Genomic DNA, 20,779 nt, shown 5'->3' with positions numbered 1-20,779 from the left:
TCGCTATACCCTTGGTACTTGGCGCTGCAGGGTTGTTAGCAACTTTCACTTACCCGAATCACTTACTTGAATAAGCTTATCGGGATATGTTCGCTTGCCGCCTACCTGCAACATCAATTCCTTTGGGTAATTGATGTGTTAAGAACTATTTGTGGGTAACGGCTTTTACGATCCGATCGCCACTGAACTGAATCAGGTAAACCAAAATTACTAATAATACTAATACAGTATTCATTACCGTGGCGTTATAGCCAATGTAACCATACTGATAACCGATCTGGCCTAAGCCACCGGCACCGACTGCACCACCCATCGCGGAATAACCGACCAGGGTAATTAATGTAATAGTGGCGGCATTCACCAAGCCGGGTAGGGCTTCGGGCAACAACACCTTTTTAATAATTTGCATTGGGGTCGCTCCCATCGCACGGGCAGCCTCAACCAAACCAGATGGAATCTCTAGTAGGGCATTCTCCACCATACGAGCAATAAAGGGGGCTGCACCGACCGTTAGTGGCACAATCGCCGCCTGTAACCCAATCGATGTACCGACAATCATTCGAGTGAATGGAATCATCCACACCAATAAGATAATAAAAGGTATGGAACGGAAAATATTCACAACTCCAGACAGGGTGCGGTAAATCTTATTGTTAGCGATAATTTGCCCTGGGCGGGTGACATACAGCAGCACCCCAACCGGTAGCCCTAGCACAAAGCCAAAGAAACCAGACACAAAAGTCATCATTAGAGTTTCCCAGACGCCTCGGCCCATTAACCACATCATTGCCTCAGACATAACCCAGAACCTCTACTTTTACATGATGATCTTGCAAAAACTTGATGGCAGCGAGGCCATCCTGATCGTCGCCATGCAGCTCTGCTAACATGACACCAAACTTAACGCCACCGGCATAATCCATCTGCGAACTGAGAATCCCGATATCAATATTGAAACGGCGCACCGCTTGTGAAATGAGTGGTGCGTCAACGGACTGACCGGTGAACTCCAATTTCAGCAGTGGAACGCGATCTGCAGTTGGTTCCTGCGTCATACGCTGGGCGTAATCTTCTGGAATATCCAAATGGAGTGTTGATTGGATAAATTGTTGCGCCAGCGGAGTTTTCGGATGCGAGAACACTTCACTGACACTGTCTTTCTCAATCAATTTGCCTTCACTTATTACAGCAACCTGATCACAGATGCGTTTCACCACATCCATTTCATGAGTAATAAGCAAAATAGTCAGCCCCAGACGACGATTAATGTCCTTAAGTAGCTCCAGAATCGAACGAGTGGTTGCCGGGTCTAATGCGCTGGTGGCTTCATCGCACAACAAGACTTTTGGATTACTGGCTAAAGCACGCGCGATAGCAACACGCTGCTTCTGACCGCCCGACAAGTTAGCCGGGTAAGCATCTTGCTTATCCGCTAAACCGACCAGATCCAACAGTTCGGTAACTCTCTTCTTTATATCTGCGCGTGACGTGTTATCCAGCTCAAGAGGCAACGCAATATTGCCATACACCGTGCGAGATGACAGTAAATTGAAATGCTGAAAAATCATGCCGATTTGACGACGCGCGCGCGTCAGTTCACCTTCAGATAAGGTTGTCAGATCTTGCCCATCAACCAGAACCTGGCCGCTGGTAGGGCGCTCTAACATATTGGCACAGCGAATCAGTGTACTTTTACCCGCACCTGATGCACCGATAACGCCATAAATTTGTCCAGCAGGGACGTGTAGACTCACGTCTGTAAGTGCGGTAATAGTGTGCGAACCCTGTTGGAACACTTTGCTGATGTGAGAAAGTTTAATCATATTATTCTTATTTTATCGTCGTTTCCGTGGCTAGATAAAAAGTAAACTTCAGCGGAACCAAAGTATAGATTGGATGTTAAGGCGTCTAGACGGCCAAGTCAACTGGCAACACCGATTCTCTTCCATTCTCAATCGGTAATGAAACATGCGATACTAGTGGGGTTTACAGCCCTCAGGAGCAGATAAGTGACTCAGCCCGTCCCCGCAATATTTTTAGATCGTGATGGTACAATTAATGTTGATCACGGTTATGTCCACGAAATTGATAACTTCCAGTTTATAGACGGTGTTATTGATGCTTGTCGTGAATTGAAAGAAATGGGTTTCGCTTTGGTATTGGTAACCAATCAATCAGGTATTGCACGCGGTATGTTTACCGAAGAGCAATTTGTAAGTCTCACCGAGTGGATGGATTGGTCTCTGGCTGACCGTGGTGTTGACCTGGACGGCATCTACTTCTGTCCGCATCACCCCGATGGCAGTGTAGCGGAGTTCAGTGAAACATGTGAATGCCGTAAACCGCTGCCTGGCATGTTACTGCAAGCACAAAGCGAATTGAACATTGATATGGCTTCTTCTTATATGGTTGGTGACAAAATTGAAGATATGCAGGCAGCATTAGCGGCTAATGTCGGCACTAAAGTGTTAGTTCGCACTGGTAAGCCTGTTAGCGCAGAAGGAGAGGCGCTAGCTGATTGGGTGCTAAATAGTCTGGCTGACCTGCCAAAAGCGATAAAAACGCGTCATAAGTAGTCTTTGCGTTCAAATAATCAGCAGTTGGAAAAAACTTTAAGATAAACTCTTGCCATTCTGAGGCGGCTCCCTATAATGCGCATCCATCGACACGGCGCTGTGAGCAACTTCACAGAGTGGCCGGGAAGAACAGAGAAAATTAACTGATTAAGTGGTTGACTCTGTAGCGGGAAAGCGTATTATCTGCCTCCCGCGTTACCGTAAGATTCGCCGAAAGGCAAACGGGTAACGAACGCTCTTTAACAATTTATCAGACAATCTGTGTGGGCACTCGCAAGACGATATCGAAGCCTGTTTCGACAGGCAGAAGAAATATCAAAGTCTTGAAGAGTGACCAAAGCAGTACACATTTGAACTTCGGTTCGAATGCTTATTTGCAGAAAGTAATCTTTGAGCATCGCTGCTTTTATTAGCAGCAAATCAAACAAATCTTAAATTGAAGAGTTTGATCATGGCTCAGATTGAACGCTGGCGGCAGGCCTAACACATGCAAGTCGAGCGGCAGCGGGAAGTAGTTTACTACTTTGCCGGCGAGCGGCGGACGGGTGAGTAATGTCTGGGAAACTGCCTGATGGAGGGGGATAACTACTGGAAACGGTAGCTAATACCGCATGACCTCGCAAGAGCAAAGTGGGGGACCTTCGGGCCTCACGCCATCGGATGTGCCCAGATGGGATTAGCTAGTAGGTGGGGTAATGGCTCACCTAGGCGACGATCCCTAGCTGGTCTGAGAGGATGACCAGCCACACTGGAACTGAGACACGGTCCAGACTCCTACGGGAGGCAGCAGTGGGGAATATTGCACAATGGGCGCAAGCCTGATGCAGCCATGCCGCGTGTGTGAAGAAGGCCTTCGGGTTGTAAAGCACTTTCAGCGAGGAGGAAGGCAATCGTGTTAATAGCACGGTTGATTGACGTTACTCGCAGAAGAAGCACCGGCTAACTCCGTGCCAGCAGCCGCGGTAATACGGAGGGTGCAAGCGTTAATCGGAATTACTGGGCGTAAAGCGCACGCAGGCGGTTTGTTAAGTCAGATGTGAAATCCCCGCGCTTAACGTGGGAACTGCATTTGAAACTGGCAAGCTAGAGTCTTGTAGAGGGGGGTAGAATTCCAGGTGTAGCGGTGAAATGCGTAGAGATCTGGAGGAATACCGGTGGCGAAGGCGGCCCCCTGGACAAAGACTGACGCTCAGGTGCGAAAGCGTGGGGAGCAAACAGGATTAGATACCCTGGTAGTCCACGCTGTAAACGATGTCGACTTGGAGGTTGTGCCCTTGAGGCGTGGCTTCCGGAGCTAACGCGTTAAGTCGACCGCCTGGGGAGTACGGCCGCAAGGTTAAAACTCAAATGAATTGACGGGGGCCCGCACAAGCGGTGGAGCATGTGGTTTAATTCGATGCAACGCGAAGAACCTTACCTACTCTTGACATCCACAGAACTTAGCAGAGATGCTTCGGTGCCTTCGGGAACTGTGAGACAGGTGCTGCATGGCTGTCGTCAGCTCGTGTTGTGAAATGTTGGGTTAAGTCCCGCAACGAGCGCAACCCTTATCCTTTGTTGCCAGCACGTAATGGTGGGAACTCAAGGGAGACTGCCGGTGATAAACCGGAGGAAGGTGGGGATGACGTCAAGTCATCATGGCCCTTACGAGTAGGGCTACACACGTGCTACAATGGCAGATACAAAGTGAAGCGAACTCGCGAGAGCAAGCGGACCACATAAAGTCTGTCGTAGTCCGGATTGGAGTCTGCAACTCGACTCCATGAAGTCGGAATCGCTAGTAATCGTAGATCAGAATGCTACGGTGAATACGTTCCCGGGCCTTGTACACACCGCCCGTCACACCATGGGAGTGGGTTGCAAAAGAAGTAGGTAGCTTAACCTTCGGGAGGGCGCTTACCACTTTGTGATTCATGACTGGGGTGAAGTCGTAACAAGGTAACCGTAGGGGAACCTGCGGTTGGATCACCTCCTTACCTAACGATACGCATTGCGCAGTGTCCACACAGATTGTCTGATGAATGTAAATGAGCAAGAGCACCTGTTGATGAGGGTGATGATTGTGCAATAAGACCTCGGTATCGAGTTTTTACTGCATCAGTCGTTCGAATGTGTCACCACATTCTCACCTTTACACAAAAATACTGAATCAGTGATTCAGTAGAAATTTTTGTGTCCCCATCGTCTAGAGGCCTAGGACACTGCCCTTTCACGGCTGTAACAGGGGTTCGAATCCCCTTGGGGACGCCACTCCGATAATGTGTGAAAGACATTATCAACTGAATATCTTAAAGATGACTTTAACGAGTCGTGTTTAAGATATTGCTCTTTAACAATCTGGAACAAGCTGAAAATTGAAACATTACAGCCGAAATTTATCTCTCCGTAGATGTACTGAGATAAAGAGTAACCTGTAATAGAGTCTCTCAAATAATCGCAATGCCAATGGGTAATCATTGTTGCAGTGTGAGCGAGAAGACACTCAGCAAGGCGTACAGCGCACAGCAACCGGAGTGAACTTAACGTTCATGAGGATTGCGCGCACTGCACAACATAGCCGAGTGTGTTCACAGCCACACCAATAACGAAAAACACCTTTGGGTTGTGAGGTTAAGCGACTAAGCGTACACGGTGGATGCCTAGGCAGTCAGAGGCGATGAAGGGCGTGCTAATCTGCGAAAAGCGTCGGTAAGCTGATATGAAGCGTTATAACCGACGATACCCGAATGGGGAAACCCAGTGCAATTCGTTGCACTATTGCATGGTGAATACATAGCCATGCAAGGCGAACCGGGGGAACTGAAACATCTAAGTACCCCGAGGAAAAGAAATCAACCGAGATTCCCCCAGTAGCGGCGAGCGAACGGGGAAGAGCCCAGAGTCTGAATCAGTTTGTGTGTTAGTGGAAGCGTCTGGAAAGTCGCACGGTACAGGGTGATAGTCCCGTACACCAAAACACACTTGCTGTGAACTCGATGAGTAGGGCGGGACACGTGACATCCTGTCTGAATATGGGGGGACCATCCTCCAAGGCTAAATACTCCTGACTGACCGATAGTGAACCAGTACCGTGAGGGAAAGGCGAAAAGAACCCCGGCGAGGGGAGTGAAATAGAACCTGAAACCGTGTACGTACAAGCAGTGGGAGCCTACTTTGTTGGGTGACTGCGTACCTTTTGTATAATGGGTCAGCGACTTATATTTTGTAGCAAGGTTAACCGAATAGGGGAGCCGTAGGGAAACCGAGTCTTAACTGGGCGTCTAGTTGCAAGGTATAGACCCGAAACCCGGTGATCTAGCCATGGGCAGGTTGAAGGTTGGGTAACACTAACTGGAGGACCGAACCGACTAATGTTGAAAAATTAGCGGATGACTTGTGGCTGGGGGTGAAAGGCCAATCAAACCGGGAGATAGCTGGTTCTCCCCGAAAGCTATTTAGGTAGCGCCTCGTGAACTCATCTTCGGGGGTAGAGCACTGTTTCGGCTAGGGGGTCATCCCGACTTACCAAACCGATGCAAACTCCGAATACCGAAGAATGTTATCACGGGAGACACACGGCGGGTGCTAACGTCCGTCGTGAAGAGGGAAACAACCCAGACCGCCAGCTAAGGTCCCAAAGTCATGGTTAAGTGGGAAACGATGTGGGAAGGCATAGACAGCCAGGATGTTGGCTTAGAAGCAGCCATCATTTAAAGAAAGCGTAATAGCTCACTGGTCGAGTCGGCCTGCGCGGAAGATGTAACGGGGCTAAACCATGCACCGAAGCTGCGGCAGCGACACTTAGGTGTTGTTGGGTAGGGGAGCGTTCTGTAAGCCGTTGAAGGTGACCTGTGAGGGTTGCTGGAGGTATCAGAAGTGCGAATGCTGACATAAGTAACGATAATGCGGGTGAAAAACCCGCACGCCGGAAGACCAAGGGTTCCTGTCCAACGTTAATCGGGGCAGGGTGAGTCGACCCCTAAGGCGAGGCTGAAAAGCGTAGTCGATGGGAAACAGGTTAATATTCCTGTACTTGGTGTTACTGCGAAGGGGGGACGGAGAAGGCTAGGCTAGCCGGGCGACGGTTGTCCCGGTTTAAGCATGTAGGCGGAGCGACTTGGTAAATCCGGTTGCTTATCAACGCTGAGGTGTGATGACGAGCCACTACGGTGGTGAAGTAGTTGATGCCAAGCTTCCAGGAAAAGCCTCTAAGCATCAGGTAACATTAAATCGTACCCCAAACCGACACAGGTGGTCAGGTAGAGAATACTCAGGCGCTTGAGAGAACTCGGGTGAAGGAACTAGGCAAAATGGTGCCGTAACTTCGGGAGAAGGCACGCTGGCATTAGGTAATGGGACTTGCTCCCGGCGCCGAAGCCAGTCGCAGATACCAGCTGGCTGCAACTGTTTAATAAAAACACAGCACTGTGCAAACACGAAAGTGGACGTATACGGTGTGACGCCTGCCCGGTGCTGGAAGGTTAATTGATGGGGTCAGCCGCAAGGCGAAGCTCTTGATCGAAGCCCCAGTAAACGGCGGCCGTAACTATAACGGTCCTAAGGTAGCGAAATTCCTTGTCGGGTAAGTTCCGACCTGCACGAATGGCGTAATGATGGCCAGGCTGTCTCCACCCGAGACTCAGTGAAATTGAACTCGCTGTGAAGATGCAGTGTACCCGCGGCAAGACGGAAAGACCCCGTGAACCTTTACTATAGCTTGACACTGAACATTGAGCCTTGATGTGTAGGATAGGTGGGAGGCATCGAAGTGTGGACGCCAGTCTGCATGGAGCCAACCTTGAAATACCACCCTTTAATGTTTGATGTTCTAACTCGGCCCCGTGATCCGGGGTGAGGACAGTGTCTGGTGGGTAGTTTGACTGGGGCGGTCTCCTCCCAAAGAGTAACGGAGGAGCACGAAGGTTAGCTAATCACGGTCGGACATCGTGAGGTTAGTGCAAAGGCATAAGCTAGCTTGACTGCGAGAGTGACGGCTCGAGCAGGTACGAAAGTAGGTCTTAGTGATCCGGTGGTTCTGAATGGAAGGGCCATCGCTCAACGGATAAAAGGTACTCCGGGGATAACAGGCTGATACCGCCCAAGAGTTCATATCGACGGCGGTGTTTGGCACCTCGATGTCGGCTCATCACATCCTGGGGCTGAAGTAGGTCCCAAGGGTATGGCTGTTCGCCATTTAAAGTGGTACGCGAGCTGGGTTTAGAACGTCGTGAGACAGTTCGGTCCCTATCTGCCGTGGGCGTTGGAAGATTGAGAGGGGCTGCTCCTAGTACGAGAGGACCGGAGTGGACGAATCACTGGTGTTCGGGTTGTCATGCCAATGGCATTGCCCGGTAGCTAAATTCGGAAGAGATAACCGCTGAAAGCATCTAAGCGGGAAACTTGCCTCGAGATGAGTCTTCCCTGGGGCTTTAAGCCCCCTGAAGGAACGTTAAAGACTATGACGTTGATAGGCTGGGTGTGTAAGTGCAGCGATGCATTGAGCTAACCAGTACTAATGATCCGTGAGGCTTAACCTTACAACACCAAAGGTGTTTTAGATTGAGAGATAGAAATTTTCAGCGAAGTTCCGAGATTGGGCTGGCTGGCTGTGTGGAGACATATAGCGGGTTTAGTTTAGACAGAATTTGCCTGGCGGCCATAGTGCGGTGGTCCCACCTGATCCCATGCCGAACTCAGAAGTGAAACGCCGTAGCGCCGATGGTAGTGTGGGGTCTCCCCATGCGAGAGTAGGACACTGCCAGGCATCAAACACGAGTTACCAGAGTGACATCTGGTAACTAACAAAATCGCTTAGAGCGGTTTTGCACAGCGCGGAGCGCTGGCCCTGTCAAGGGTAAGTATCGGGAAGATACGCGTAAAAGAATCGGTGGAGCGGTAGTTCAGTTGGTTAGAATACCTGCCTGTCACGCAGGGGGTCGCGGGTTCGAGCCCCGTCCGTTCCGCCACTTATTGCAAAACCCTGGATCTCTGATTCAGGGTTTTTTGCATTGTAATTTTTATATATTGTTGATCTGCTGGATATATTTCTGCGACAAAACCCAACCACAACTCTCTTATTGTCAGTTTGCGACTCCACCATCTGGCTCTCTGTGCTATTTATAATTTTAATTCAATGGGTTATTTACCACACTTTTAACAGAACAGAATGGTTAAGAGCAGCCTGGATACACTATAGGAATAAGGAAATATCGATTCTTGATGGGGTAAGCCCTCAGACAGAGGGCTTAATGTTATGCGGGTTCTTTACGGCAAATTAATAATGTATGCCCAATACCAAGACCATCAATATCTTTCTCAACGTAGAATCCAGCGGTAGATAAGCACTGGTAAAAAGTATCTGAATGATAAAAACGGCTATTACCGTTAGCCATACATGTAAAATAAAGAGATGAGGCATTCAAACTGAATGCACCAGCTTCAAATTGTTGCCTATCCCAAAATATCTCCATGATGCATACGTAACTATCGGGCTTCATTGCATGATGAATAAGCTTAAGAATATGGACGATTAGTTCTTCACTAAAGCAGTCTAGAAACTGACTCATCCACCAAACGTCTGCTTCTGCTGGCAATCGATCAGCTAATAACAGATCCACAGGATATGTACTGATACGGTCGCTATAGCCTTTGCTTTTGACGTTCTCGTTAGCTAAGACTAACTGTTGTGGCAAATCCAGCAATGTTATTTTCACATCAGGGTCATAGGCCGCACACTGTAAAGCCCACTTCCCAGTATTTGCACCAATGTCATATATATGTTTTGGTTCAAGATCAAAAATAGCTTTTAGCGCAAGCTGAAAGGCATTATCGGAATAAAAATGATCAAAGGCGAACCAACTTTCACGTGCGGCAGTCGGCAACTCGCTTAGTGCAGGGTAAATAGTAGGCCATTCACCAAATACGGATAATCCGGCTGGCTTTCCTGTCTCTAGTGCTTCTTTTAGATTGAATAAACCCTGATAACAAACGTCCTGAGTGAAGTCCATATTTACGCGGGTCATTTGATCATGCAATAAGTAGTGACCGACCTTGCCCAGATAAAATCGGTTTTCCTGTTGGTAGAGGATATTACCGCTAAGCCCCATGTCTAGCAGGATGCTGATTGCATATCGGCTTAGTGTGCAATGAGTCTGAAGCTCATCGAGTGTAATACCACCTTTACCTGATTCATCTAATGCAGCTAAGATTCCTGACTCTCTCAGGTTAAGCGCAGCTTGAAATAGCATAGGGGCAAAAGCTATTTTCTGAGCTTCAGTGATTGCCGCCAAAGCACTAATTTGGTCTTTATCATATCCGTAGCGCAAGCTTACGTCCTCGTAATTCAGGTAATAGCTCACCATTTAGCATTATTCAGCTTTAATGGTGAGCATAAAATTAAGATAACTATTTGTTATATAATGTTTTTATATTGACAGGCGATTTAGTTGAATCTGGATATCTTTATTCAAGTTAGCGATCCAGCGATTATATTTTGAGTGTATTTTCCCATTTTTGGCATCCATGTTAGTACTGCCAATATATTTGATTTGGTAATTATTAGCATTGTAATTAATTTGGATTTCAACAGTGTGATCGCGATTTATTAACTTCCCGTTAATCACGCCTTCAGCGCCAGGTATCATTACCCAACCACGGTTTATCCCACCAGCCAGAATCGCTTTTTGTACTTCTGAAGTCGTGTGACTACCAATTATCGTTTGGTTAACGTTTTGGATAGGCGTCGTACCTGCACATCCAACAATAAATGTGATAGATACCAACCCGACCAAGAGTGCTTTTAATAGTTTCATGATGATCCAATTAATTAATGATTTTCATGTTAACCCATGATAGGAGTAACGGAAGAATGCTAAATAGCAGAGATAAAATACTCTGACTTATTCTAATACACAAATATTCTTATGTTTGTTTTGTTTTAAATAAATGTAAAATTTATATTGTTATTTTGCGTCATTTTTTATTTTAAAATTATAATTACTTTTATTGAGTTTTTATCTAAAGAATGTTGAAGCTATGCCGATAAATAAAATATTTTACTTTTTAATTTTTTAAAAAATGCGATGTGAATGGCCGATAATTAAACCAAAAGATAATAGATAAAGTTTTTAAATGCTTTTTACCTAAAAATAGAATAAATTATCTCGCTTTGCTGTCTGGAAGTTCTGATATCGTGGCTCATTCATTGAATGTATTGAACTGGCGTGCTTTGGCTCCTGGTATGGAGTCGCAAGAGCACTGGCTTGCCTGGGCACAGGAGGAGGCACTCTCGGCGATATGGCAAGGGGATTTACCCAAGTCATCGCATATCCCTATGATGTCCGCTAGAAGAATGAGTACAGGCAGCCGACTAGCTGTTGAAGCGGGGCTTTCGTTACTAGAGGAAGACACGGCTGATATGGCGATATTTACCAGTCGCCATGGGGAATTAGAGCGCACTTATAAAATATTGCAATCCCTCCATCAGCAGCAGAATATTTCGCCAACAGATTTTGCTATGTCAGTGCATAATACTGCCTCCGGCTGGTTAACTATCATGGCGAGCAATACCATGCCAGTGACGTCTCTTGCCGCAGGCATAGATAGTTTTCAACAAGGTATAGTCGAAGCTATGGGGATGCTGGCTTGCGGCGCTGAGCGTGTGTTATTGGTCGATTTCGATGGAGTAATGCCTGATTTTTATCATTCTCAGACTTCTCCAATAGGGTTGCCCTATGCCTTGGCATTAGTGTTAACCACCGGCGATGATTTACAGTGTGAACGTATTTCTAAGATTGATGTTAATAATTCTGAATTGCCTCAGGGTCTTAGTTTTTTACGTAATTGGTTGAGCAAAAAGGGTTCTTTCGTTATACAAGGCCAGCATAATAATTGGCACTGGAGTCAGTGATGGACAGTTCTCTTGCAGTACAAACTGCACCCCAACATTCTTCTTTGCTAAATCGGTTATGGCGAGTGGCTGCAACCGGTTTTTGTTTTGCACTTTTTGGCCTAGGTGGGCTGTTATTATCTATTCTATGGTTTACCTCTCTGCGCCTAATTGTTCGCTCTGAAGTAGTGCGTAACCAGATCACTCAGCAAAGTATTCGTTATAGTTTTCAACTGTTCTTGCGTATTGCTAAATTTCTGGGTGTTTTTGATTATCAAATAGAAAATAATGAGCTGTTTTGTGAGGACTCGGGGTGTCTGATTGTTGCTAACCATCCTAGCTTATTAGATTATGTGCTGTTGGCAGCACACATGCCAAGATGTGATTGTATTGTCAAAGAAGCGTTGTTAAATAACATATTTGTTTCCGGTGTGATTAAATCCGCAGGATACTTAGTTAATGCTGAATCAGATAAATTATTAGCACACTGTAAAGCGCGTTTAGGCCGAGGAGGAAGTATCCTTATATTTCCTGAAGGGACCAGGACAACCGCAGGTTGTGCACTGAATTTGCAACGAGGAGCGGCGAATATCGCGCTACATAGTGGGTGTGATATTCGCGTAGTATATATTGATTGCAACCCACCAATGCTGACGAAAGAACTAAAATGGTATAATATACCGCCGGTAAAACCTCAATTTAATATTATTGTTCAAAATAAAATCAATAGTAATGACTTTATTCAAGATAGCGATTTATCGTTAGCACTTGCTGCACGACGACTTACTAAACATTTAACCTGTGCATTAATGCCTGAATCTAAGAGAAAGAGTTAATGGAATTACTAAGTTGTGAGATTAAACAGCTAATTATTGATGCCCTAAATCTGGAAGGTATGTCGGTGGATGATATTGACTCACAGGCTGCATTATTTGGTGACGGTTTAGGCTTAGATTCAATCGATGCGCTAGAACTGGGATTAGCACTCAAAAACCGATATAGCGTTGTACTCTCTGCTGAGAGTGAAGATATGCGTCAGCACTTTTATTCGGTAGAAACGCTCGCGAAATTTATTTCTCAACAGCGTAACTAACAGGATATTGTCATAATGGAAAAACAAGAAATTTATCAGCAAATTACAGCTCTTCTGGTTAAGCTATTTGAAATTGATGAAGCTGACATCAAACCAGAATCACGGCTTTATGAAGAGTTAGAGCTAGACAGTATTGATGCTGTCGATCTGGTTGTACATTTGCAGAAAGTGACGGGTAAAAAAATAATGCCGGAAATGTTCAAATCCGTTCGAACGGTTCAAGATATTGTCGATGCCGTCGATAATTTATTAAACACCAAGTCGTAAATGGTGAAATCAGGTGACAGCTAATCAGCGTAATTTATTCATTGGTCGCCTGACTGTTTTGCTCAAAATCCTCACCGTTATTGCACTTACAGCCTACCCACTGGCGGTATGGTTTGGTTTATCGCGCTGGGGAATGCAGGTATTAGCGCCAATATTGTTATTAATGTTTACATTGCGCCTCTTTGCCGTGCGCAGCAAAATTAAGCAACAACTTTGGTTAGGTAAAGCGCTGGCGCTTGCTGGCATTATTCTGTCTTTGGCAAGCTGGGGTTTAGGCAAGGCGCAGTGGTTGTTGTTTTATCCTGTCGCGGTAAACATCATTTTACTGGTGCTGTTTTCCTATTCTTTATTTCGCCCCCCACCCATCATTGAAAGATTGGCAAGGCTGTCCGAGCCTGAATTATCTTCCCGAGCGGTGGCTTATACCCGAAAGGTGACACAGGTATGGTGCGGATTTTTTGCAGTAAATGGCACCATTGCTCTGGCAACCTGTTTATACGGCAATATGCATATATGGGCTTTATATAACGGTGGCTTGAGCTATTTACTTATTGGTTCTTTGATGGGTCTGGAATGGATAATCAGGAAAAGGGTTCAACAGCAGTAAATCTACCCATGGCGAATTGGTTGGATCATTCTCGGGATGATGACCAGGTTATCGCCATGTGTGGCGCAAAGACCATAACCTTGAGTCAATTTAGGTGCGATGTTACCTATCTATTTAATAAAATTAATTTTTTACCCAATCAGCGCTGGGCATTATGTTTTGAAAATAGCTATTGGTTTACTGTTGCGCTGCTGGCTACGCTGTATTGCCAAAAAACGCCGGTAATTTTCGGCCATGCACGTGAGGCCGTTCTCAAAGAGCAATTGCATGAGTTTGATGGCCTGCTGACGGATCAATTACTGAATCTTGCCTGTCCAAGCGTTATAGTCGCAAGCCATGCCTCTAGTGAGACTGCCTATCATCCATTACCTGATTGGCCTTCTGCTGCGTCATTAATCCTCTTCACCTCGGGTTCTACGGGGGCTCCAAAAGCAGTCGTTAAATCTGTTGCGAGTTTGGATACCGAAAGCCATTGGCTGGCTGTTCAATGGGGAGGGCGCTTTGATAGAAAGAATAACCCATTAATTGTTGCGTCGGTGTCTCATCAACATTTATACGGGCTGACTTTTCGTATCTTTTTACCCCTCTCGCTGGGTATTCCCTTTCAGGCTGAGTTGATTGGTTATCATGAACAACTTCAGTCACTACCTGAATCTTGCTCACCAATATTTATCAGTAGTCCGGCATTTCTAAAGCGCATGGATACAAAATTGTCGCCGATTTTGTGTCGACAGATATTTTCCGCGGGCGGGCCGCTCAGTTATCAGGATGCGCAATCTACTTTAAATACACTGGGTACATTGCCAACAGAGATTTATGGTGCCACTGAAACCGGTGTTATTGCTTATCGCCACCAATCAGCACCTGAACAAGCATGGCAGTTTTTCTCCGGTGTCAGTTTGGACATCAACAGCGACAATACTTTCACTGTTTACTCTGCCTTGATACCTGAATCAACAGGTATACCAATGAGCGATATTATAGAGCTATCCGATAACCGGCAGCGTTTTTATCTGCTGGGGCGTAAAGATCGAATAGTTAAAATAGAAGAGAAGCGTGTTTCACTCACAGAGATAGAACAGCGCTTAATGTCACTTCCTGAAATTGCAGATGCGACGGTATTGGTCTTAAGCCAAAACGAAAGAGTGAACATTGCTGCTGTTGTGGTATTGACCGACACAGGTAAAGAGCAACTTGCAGCAGAATCATTGAGGTCTTTTACTCAAAGCTTACGCAATACTTTGCGTCACTGGCTTGAGCCGGTCTCTGTTCCTCGTCGTTTACGTGTGATTGATGTTATCCCGCTGAATCCACAAGGGAAGCGTGATTATGCCCGCTTACAGGAGCTATTCTTATGATGTTGCCCGTCGTCGTCAGTCAGCAAATAACAGGTGATCACTTTGCCAGCATCGATCTCTTATTACCTGCTGATTTACTGTGGTTTAGTGGTCATTTCCCCACCTGTTCAATATTGCCCGGCGTCGCACAAATCAATTGGGTTATGCACTACGCCAATCAGTTACTGGGTCAGTTGCCGGTCGTGAGAAGTATCGATGTCGTAAAATTCCAGCGGCCACTGATGCCTGATGATGAAGTCACTCTCGTACTTAATTGGCAACGAACAAATCATAAACTGATGTTTAAGTACCTTGTCCATGGCGAAATAACTGCCAGTAGTGGAAAAATATCTCTATGTCAGTAACCACTTTCGCGCCGTGCGTGGTTATCCCTTGTTTCAATCATGGTGAGACTATGGCGGGTGTTTTATCTCAGTTGGCTATGTATCAATTGCCGTGTCTGATAATTGATGATGGCAGTGATGTTGATACTGCCAATGAGCTAACACGCCTGGCGGCGAAATACCCGTGGGTGGTGCTAATAACACAACCCGAAAATCGGGGGAAGGGGCATGCCGTTCTGAATGGACTGACCGTGGCACAAAAGCAGGGTTACAGCCATGCGCTACAAGTCGATGCTGATGGCCAGCACCAATTATCTGATATTCCAATAATGCTGGGCGAGGCGGAAAAATACCCCCATCATCTAATTTCAGGGCGACCGGTTTACGATGAGTCTGTACCGAAGGCGCGGCTTTATGGCCGCTATATCACCCACTTCTGGGTATGGATCGAAACTTTATCTTTGTCGCTGAAAGACAGTATGTGTGGTTTTCGCGTTTATCCGATTGCCGAAACACAGGCTTTGGCTGCCCGGCACCCATTGGGTGTGCGAATGGATTTTGATACTGAGGTGATGGTGAGATTATATTGGCAGGGAACTGAGAGCCGGTTCTTGCCAACACAGGTCACCTATCCCGCAGAAGGTATTTCACATTTTGATGCGCTGCATGACAACTTACGTATTTCGTGGATGCATACCCGGCTATTTTTTGGCATGTTGCCGCGTATTCCTGCGTTGCTAAAGCGTAATATGCAAAAGCCCGAGCACCATTGGTCCCAGACGAAAGAACGCAATGGTTTGTGGGGGATGCGCTTGATGTTACGCAGTTATAAAATTCTGGGGCGCACAACTTTTAACCTGTTGTTATATCCTGTTATTGGCTATTTTTGGCTTACCGGCCATCGTCAGCGCCAGGCATCAAACCATTATTTACAACACCTTACGGCTTTCGCCAAACAGCAAAATCACCCCTTACCGGCATCCTTAAACAGCTTCCGCCATTTCATGCGGTTTGGTGAGTCTATGCTCGATAAACTGGCGAGCTGGCAAGGGGATTTAGTGATGGGTAAAGATGTGGTTTTGGTTGGGCGTGAGCGCTGTGAGGCACAAATTGCCAGCCGTCAGGGGGCGCTAATTCTGGCATCGCATTTAGGTGATATTGAATCTTGTCGCGCTTTGGCTGAGCTATCTGTTGGTGTAAAAGTTAATGCATTGGTCTTTACCCAGCATGCTGCCCGTTTTAATCAGGTCATGCAGGAGATTAACCCACACGCACTGATTAACCTTATCCAGGTAACCTCTATTGGACCTGATACTGCCATTTTATTGCGCCAGAAGCTGGATGAAGGGGAGTGGGTCGCGATTGTTGGTGATAGAACCTCCGTCAGCCCTTATCAACGAGATAACCAACCAAGAGTCATTTGGAGCACCTTCTTAGGCCACCCAGCACCTTTCCCGGTTGGGCCGTTTGCGTTAGCTGCGGCATTGCGCTGCCCGGTGTTTTTGATGTTTGGTTTAAAACTCGGTAGGCAGGGGAAGGAGGCTGCACCATCAGGTGTTATTGATCCCGCATCTGCTGCCCGATTACATGTTTATTTTGAACCTTTCGCCGATCCATTGATATTACCGCGAGCAAATCGTCAGTCGGCATTGCAACAGGCAGTGGAGAGTTACGCCGCCCGCCTGGAGCACTACAGTTTATTAGCGCCGCTCGATTGGTTTAATTTTTATGATTTTTGGCATTTAAACGATGAAAAGCCAAACCAAGGAAATCAGTGACATGAATTTACCCGATGACCCGCGTTTTACTACCCGGATAGTTCACAATATCCCGTTTCATGATATTGACCCTATGGGGGTGGTGTGGCATGGCAATTATTTCCGTTATTTTGAAATTGCTCGTGAGGCTTTACTGAATCAAATTGATTATGGTTACCGCGCGATGCAGGCGTCAGGCTATGTGTGGCCAATAGTTGATACGCGAGTGAAATACATTGCCCCGCTCGAATTTGAACAGCGTATTCATATTTGTGCCTCTATTGAAGAATATGAGAACCGCTTACGTATCGGTTACCAGATTTATGATGCGACCAGCGGGAAGCGCATGACAACCGGCTACACCATTCAGGTTGCCGTTAAAGCATCCACGAAAGAAATGAGCTTTGTTTCACCGCCGGTACTGCTGGAAAGAATGGGTATCGTCTCATGAAATCGATATTCACCGTTCTCTTACTGTGTCTCAGTATCAGCGCTCATGCGGTAACGTTGGCATCGTTACAACAACGATTCAGCGAACAACCGGTGTTGCGCGCCGAATTTGAACAGCAGCGCAGTATTAGTGGAATGAATAAACCTTTAAAATCAAGTGGTAATTTACTGATTTCACAGGATAAAGGGCTGTGGTGGTCACAGCAGCAACCTTTCGTTCTGACACTGCTACTCGACGATAAGCGCATGGTGCAAACCATGGCCGGCCAGCCTGCGCAGGTTATTACTGCTGACAGCAATCCGCAAATGTTCCAATTTAATCACTTATTAACGGCACTATTTCATGCTGATACGTCGATTTTGGAGCAGAATTTTACCTTAGCTTTCACTGATAGTGGTCAAGATCGTTGGGTGTTAGTACTCACCCCGAAAACCACACCATTGGATAAGCTCTTTAAAAGCATCACGTTGCACGGTCAATATTTTCTGGAAACTATCGATATTGAAGATATGCAGGGAGATGGGACCCACATCCGGTTTTTCAACCAATTAACTGAACCTAAGATACTGAGCCATGCCGAACAGCAGCTTTTTGCGCACTGATTGCCATCGAAAACTGGCTATCGGCTGGTTACTTATCTGTTTGCTGTTACTGGCAACATTACTCTGGCTGATCCCTCGTAGTCAGATTAACAGCAGTGTCTTGGCACTATTGCCCAAGCAGGAGTTGGCAGGCGTACCTGTCGAATTAACCGCAGGGTTTAATCAGCGTCTTGATCGCCAATTAGTGTGGCTGGTTAGCCCAGCAGAAGACCAATTGGCTCCGGTGAACTGGTGGTTGCAGCAGTTACAAAAAATGCCTGCGCTGCATCAGGTCAGTGGTGAGATGACTGCTCAACGTTTACAGGCGTGGGGCGCCTTTTTCTTTCAGCATCGTAATGTATTGTTGGATGAGGCTACCCGTCTGCGATTAAGCCATGGTGGAGCGGCACAGGCTCAGTGGATATTGGGGCTGGCGTATTCGGCATTTGCTGGCGTGAGTGGTAAAGAGTTGCAGTATGATCCTTTACTGTTGGTTCGTGGCTCTCAATTAGCACAACAACAAAACAGTGGGGCATTAAGTATCAGTAAGGGCTGGCTGGTGGCGAAAGATAGCCAGGGACGCCCATGGTATTTGATTCACGGTGAATTACGCGCTTCATCTTATGATATGGCCAGTGCCCGTAGCACCGTTGAGTCATTGGCTGAATTAAAGCAGCAACTTCAGCAGCGTTGGCCCGGTACTGAAGTCTTGGAACGCGGCACCCTTTTTTACAGTAATTACGCGAGTCAGCAGGCTGAAAGTGATATCTCGACCATTGGTTTGATCTCCGTCGCCGGTGTATTCCTGCTGATATTGATAATGTTTAAATCGCTATTGCCACTCGCCTTATGCCTTTTATCAATAACTATTGGGGCATTGGCTGGGGCGGTTGCCACGTTACTGGTCTTTGGCGAAGTCCATGTTATGACGCTGGTATTGAGTGCCAGTATCATTGGTATTTCAGCGGATTACACGCTTTATTACCTGACAGACCGCATGGCGCACGGTGGCCAAACGACGCCATTGGAGAGCCTGGCAAAACTTTTCCCAGCCCTGTCAATGGCGCTACTCACCACCGTAATTGCCTATCTGATTCTGCTTATTGCGCCTTTCCCTGGGTTGCAGCAATTGGCTGTTTTTGCCGCCGCAGGTCTAACCGCCGCCTGTATCACGGTGATGTGTTGGTATCCGATATTGGCTAAACGGTTGCCGGTGCGCCCGGTTCCGCGCCTAAAGCTTATTTATCTGTGGCTAGAGAGTTGGCAAAACAACCGAATGTTACGTTTAGGCTTGCCGGCCCTGATTGCTATTTTGACTATCAGTGGGTTAGCCACATTAAAAATTAATGACGATATCAGTGAATTGCAGGCGATGCCGCGTGAGTTCCAGCAACAGGAACAGCGCATTGCGGCACTTACCGGTCAGCACAGCGATCAAAAATGGTTCGTTGTGTATGGTGATAATGCTGAACAGGCATTGCAACGTCTGGAGCAATTCTCTCCACAGCTATCACAGGCGAAAAAGGCTGGATGGATTGAAAGTTATCGTGTGTTGCCGCTGCCATCATTATTGCGGCAGCAACAAAATCTGGCATTACTTGAACAAACCGCGCCAACTATTATCCACCAATTGCAACAGGCGGGTATTAGCGTTTCTCTGCCAGATTTGCCAGCACAAGGCAACCAGCATACATGGGTGACCCCGGAACAATGGCTTGGCTCGGTGGTCAGTGAGGGCTGGCGATTGCTTTGGCTCTCATTACCTGATGGGCGCACAGCGATGTTGGTGCCGGTAAGTGGTGTCAGTAATCCGGCGGCACTGCAACAGTTAGCGGAGTCCGTGCCAGGAGTGACTTGGGTTGACAGGAAAACAGAGTTCAATGCGCTATTTTCTCTCTACCGCGCCTATCTATCATGGTTGTTACTCATTGCAGTGGTTGCTATAGCTGTAGTCTATTGCTGGCGCCTGGGTCTGCGTCGCGGCCTCTATTGTGTGGCACCGACGTTACTTTCATTGGGGATGGGGCTGGCGGTACTTTCTCTTACCGGCCACTCGTTAAATCTCTTCTCGTTGCTGGCATTAATATTGGTTCTGGGGATTGGTATCAATTATACCCTGTTCTTTACCAATCCCCGAGGGACGCCTAGCACGTCAATGTTTGCTATTTTTATGGCGGTGTTCACCACGCAACTGACTTTCGGCATGCTGGTATTTAGCCACACCCAAGCCATCAGTAGCTTTGGCATTGTGCTGAGTAGTGGTGTGTTTACAGCCTTCTTATTAGCGCCTCTGGCGCTGCCCAAGCCAAAAGGAGAGCCTGAGTGAATTATAAACGCTGTGGGGTGTTACTCGTTTTAGCCTTATTGATTGTAGGGTGTGCCAGTTCGCCGGACCAAACACAGCCTAAAGCCTGGCTTAAGCCCGGGGTGCGGGTCGCTTTGCCGCAACCGACTTTGGCACAACCTATCAATCAGCAGCAATTACTGACTGCAACAGCGCAGGGGAAGCAGCAGTCATTATTAGTGTTACTTCAGGCTGATGGGCAGCGCTTAACCTTGGTTGGGCTGTCGCCGCTTGGGATCCGCTTGTTCAAGGTTTCCTATGACCTGCAAGGTATTCATTTAGAGCAAACCATGAAAATTGTTGGATTACCTCCAGCAAATCAGGTTCTTGCCGATATTATGCTGAGTTATTGGCCCATCATATCATGGCGTCCGTTATTACCCGGAAATTGGCGGTTGGTGGATGAAGGGGATACACGCAGACTCTATGATGACAAAAACCAAATAGTGACAGAGATTCGCTACCAGCTATCAGGTAACACCCGTAAGCCAATCACTATTGAGCAATTTGTCTTTCACTACCGTATTACTATCCAAAATGTGGAGGAGTAACAGCG

Annotated in this window: 17 protein-coding genes, 2 tRNA genes and 3 rRNA genes; 18 read left to right on the top strand and 4 right to left on the bottom strand. The window is 46.8% G+C overall.

Annotated elements, in window-relative coordinates; genetic code table 11:
- Positions 1-145: 145 nt before the first annotated feature.
- The gene (locus tag Q2T72_RS17065; RefSeq protein ID WP_050078607.1) at positions 146-799 is read right to left on the bottom strand and encodes a methionine ABC transporter permease MetI; all 654 of its coding nucleotides are present in this window, start codon (positions 797-799) and stop codon (positions 146-148) included.
- Positions 792-1,823 carry a methionine ABC transporter ATP-binding protein MetN gene (metN, locus tag Q2T72_RS17060; RefSeq protein WP_083162968.1) on the bottom strand — a complete coding sequence of 344 codons (1,032 nt, stop codon included), beginning with the start codon at positions 1,821-1,823 and terminating at the stop codon, positions 792-794. Before metN ends, Q2T72_RS17065 begins: the two co-directional genes overlap by 8 nt.
- Before the next feature lie 186 nt (positions 1,824-2,009).
- On the opposite strand from metN, the gene gmhB reads away from it, so the two are divergent.
- From gmhB to Q2T72_RS17030, 6 genes are all read left to right on the top strand, one after another.
- The gene (gene gmhB / locus Q2T72_RS17055; protein ID WP_083162970.1) at positions 2,010-2,576 is read left to right on the top strand and encodes a D-glycero-beta-D-manno-heptose 1,7-bisphosphate 7-phosphatase; all 567 of its coding nucleotides are present in this window, start codon (positions 2,010-2,012) and stop codon (positions 2,574-2,576) included.
- A 433-nt stretch (positions 2,577-3,009) separates the two neighbouring features.
- A 16S ribosomal RNA gene (locus Q2T72_RS17050) occupies positions 3,010-4,552 on the top strand.
- Between the two features lie 198 nt (positions 4,553-4,750).
- A tRNA-Glu gene (locus Q2T72_RS17045) sits at positions 4,751-4,826 on the top strand.
- Between the two features lie 358 nt (positions 4,827-5,184).
- Positions 5,185-8,092 (top strand): 23S ribosomal RNA (locus Q2T72_RS17040).
- A 111-nt stretch (positions 8,093-8,203) separates the two neighbouring features.
- A 5S ribosomal RNA gene (rrf, locus tag Q2T72_RS17035) occupies positions 8,204-8,319 on the top strand.
- Together the 16S, 23S and 5S rRNA genes with 2 tRNA genes alongside form the textbook arrangement of a ribosomal RNA operon.
- A 125-nt stretch (positions 8,320-8,444) precedes the next feature.
- Positions 8,445-8,521: transfer RNA gene (locus Q2T72_RS17030), tRNA-Asp, on the top strand.
- Positions 8,522-8,806: 285 nt separating this feature from the next.
- On the opposite strand, the gene Q2T72_RS17025 is transcribed toward Q2T72_RS17030, so the two are convergent.
- Both Q2T72_RS17025 and Q2T72_RS17020 read right to left on the bottom strand, forming a co-directional pair.
- Positions 8,807-9,916, bottom strand: coding sequence for a methyltransferase (locus Q2T72_RS17025; protein WP_372569529.1), 1,110 nt, complete (start codon positions 9,914-9,916; stop codon positions 8,807-8,809).
- A gap of 63 nt (positions 9,917-9,979) precedes the next feature.
- Positions 9,980-10,366 (bottom strand): hypothetical protein, encoded by a 387-nt coding sequence (locus Q2T72_RS17020; protein WP_083162974.1) that lies wholly within the window; start codon positions 10,364-10,366, stop codon positions 9,980-9,982.
- Positions 10,367-10,746: 380 nt separating this feature from the next.
- Here Q2T72_RS17020 and Q2T72_RS17015 point away from each other — a divergent pair, with 380 nt between their 5' ends.
- Genes Q2T72_RS17015 through Q2T72_RS16960 form a run of 12 tightly spaced genes read left to right on the top strand, consistent with a single transcriptional unit; the run spans position 10,747 to position 20,774 of the window.
- Complete coding sequence (locus Q2T72_RS17015; RefSeq protein WP_372569528.1) at positions 10,747-11,463, top strand: beta-ketoacyl synthase chain length factor; 717 nt, start codon at positions 10,747-10,749, stop codon at positions 11,461-11,463.
- Positions 11,463-12,278: a lysophospholipid acyltransferase family protein gene (locus Q2T72_RS17010; RefSeq protein ID WP_193784791.1), complete on the top strand. Its 816-nt coding sequence runs from the start codon at positions 11,463-11,465 to the stop codon at positions 12,276-12,278. The genes Q2T72_RS17015 and Q2T72_RS17010 overlap by 1 nt, the downstream gene beginning before the upstream one ends.
- A complete protein-coding gene (locus Q2T72_RS17005) occupies positions 12,278-12,535 on the top strand; it encodes a phosphopantetheine-binding protein (protein WP_083162977.1) in 258 nt (85 codons plus the stop codon). The genes Q2T72_RS17010 and Q2T72_RS17005 overlap by 1 nt, the downstream gene beginning before the upstream one ends.
- Positions 12,536-12,550: 15 nt before the next feature.
- Entirely contained in the window at positions 12,551-12,802 is a 252-nt protein-coding gene (locus tag Q2T72_RS17000; protein WP_083162978.1) for an acyl carrier protein, read from the top strand.
- Positions 12,803-12,815: 13 nt separating this feature from the next.
- Entirely contained in the window at positions 12,816-13,409 is a 594-nt protein-coding gene (locus Q2T72_RS16995) for a hypothetical protein (RefSeq protein ID WP_083162979.1), read from the top strand.
- 8 nt (positions 13,410-13,417) lie between these two features.
- Positions 13,418-14,767, top strand: coding sequence for an AMP-binding protein (locus tag Q2T72_RS16990; protein ID WP_193784869.1), 1,350 nt, complete (start codon positions 13,418-13,420; stop codon positions 14,765-14,767).
- Positions 14,764-15,111 carry a hydroxymyristoyl-ACP dehydratase gene (locus Q2T72_RS16985; RefSeq protein ID WP_372569527.1) on the top strand — a complete coding sequence of 116 codons (348 nt, stop codon included), beginning with the start codon at positions 14,764-14,766 and terminating at the stop codon, positions 15,109-15,111. Before Q2T72_RS16990 ends, Q2T72_RS16985 begins: the two co-directional genes overlap by 4 nt.
- Complete coding sequence (locus Q2T72_RS16980) at positions 15,102-16,868, top strand: glycosyltransferase (RefSeq protein WP_372569526.1); 1,767 nt, start codon at positions 15,102-15,104, stop codon at positions 16,866-16,868. Before Q2T72_RS16985 ends, Q2T72_RS16980 begins: the two co-directional genes overlap by 10 nt.
- A gap of 1 nt (position 16,869) precedes the next feature.
- Positions 16,870-17,298 (top strand): acyl-CoA thioesterase, encoded by a 429-nt coding sequence (locus Q2T72_RS16975; RefSeq protein WP_372559744.1) that lies wholly within the window; start codon positions 16,870-16,872, stop codon positions 17,296-17,298.
- Positions 17,295-17,900, top strand: a complete 606-nt coding sequence (locus tag Q2T72_RS16970) for an outer membrane lipoprotein carrier protein LolA (RefSeq protein ID WP_083162984.1) — start codon at positions 17,295-17,297, stop codon at positions 17,898-17,900. Before Q2T72_RS16975 ends, Q2T72_RS16970 begins: the two co-directional genes overlap by 4 nt.
- Complete coding sequence (locus Q2T72_RS16965) at positions 17,872-20,205, top strand: MMPL family transporter (RefSeq protein WP_372569525.1); 2,334 nt, start codon at positions 17,872-17,874, stop codon at positions 20,203-20,205. Before Q2T72_RS16970 ends, Q2T72_RS16965 begins: the two co-directional genes overlap by 29 nt.
- Entirely contained in the window at positions 20,202-20,774 is a 573-nt protein-coding gene (locus Q2T72_RS16960) for a DUF3261 domain-containing protein (RefSeq protein ID WP_083162985.1), read from the top strand. The genes Q2T72_RS16965 and Q2T72_RS16960 overlap by 4 nt, the downstream gene beginning before the upstream one ends.
- Positions 20,775-20,779: the final 5 nt, after the last annotated feature.

Source organism: Yersinia sp. 2466 StPb PI (assembly GCF_041538325.1).
Classification (GTDB): domain Bacteria; phylum Pseudomonadota; class Gammaproteobacteria; order Enterobacterales; family Enterobacteriaceae; genus Yersinia; species Yersinia enterocolitica_E.
This window is presented reverse-complemented; position numbering and strand designations above follow the sequence as displayed.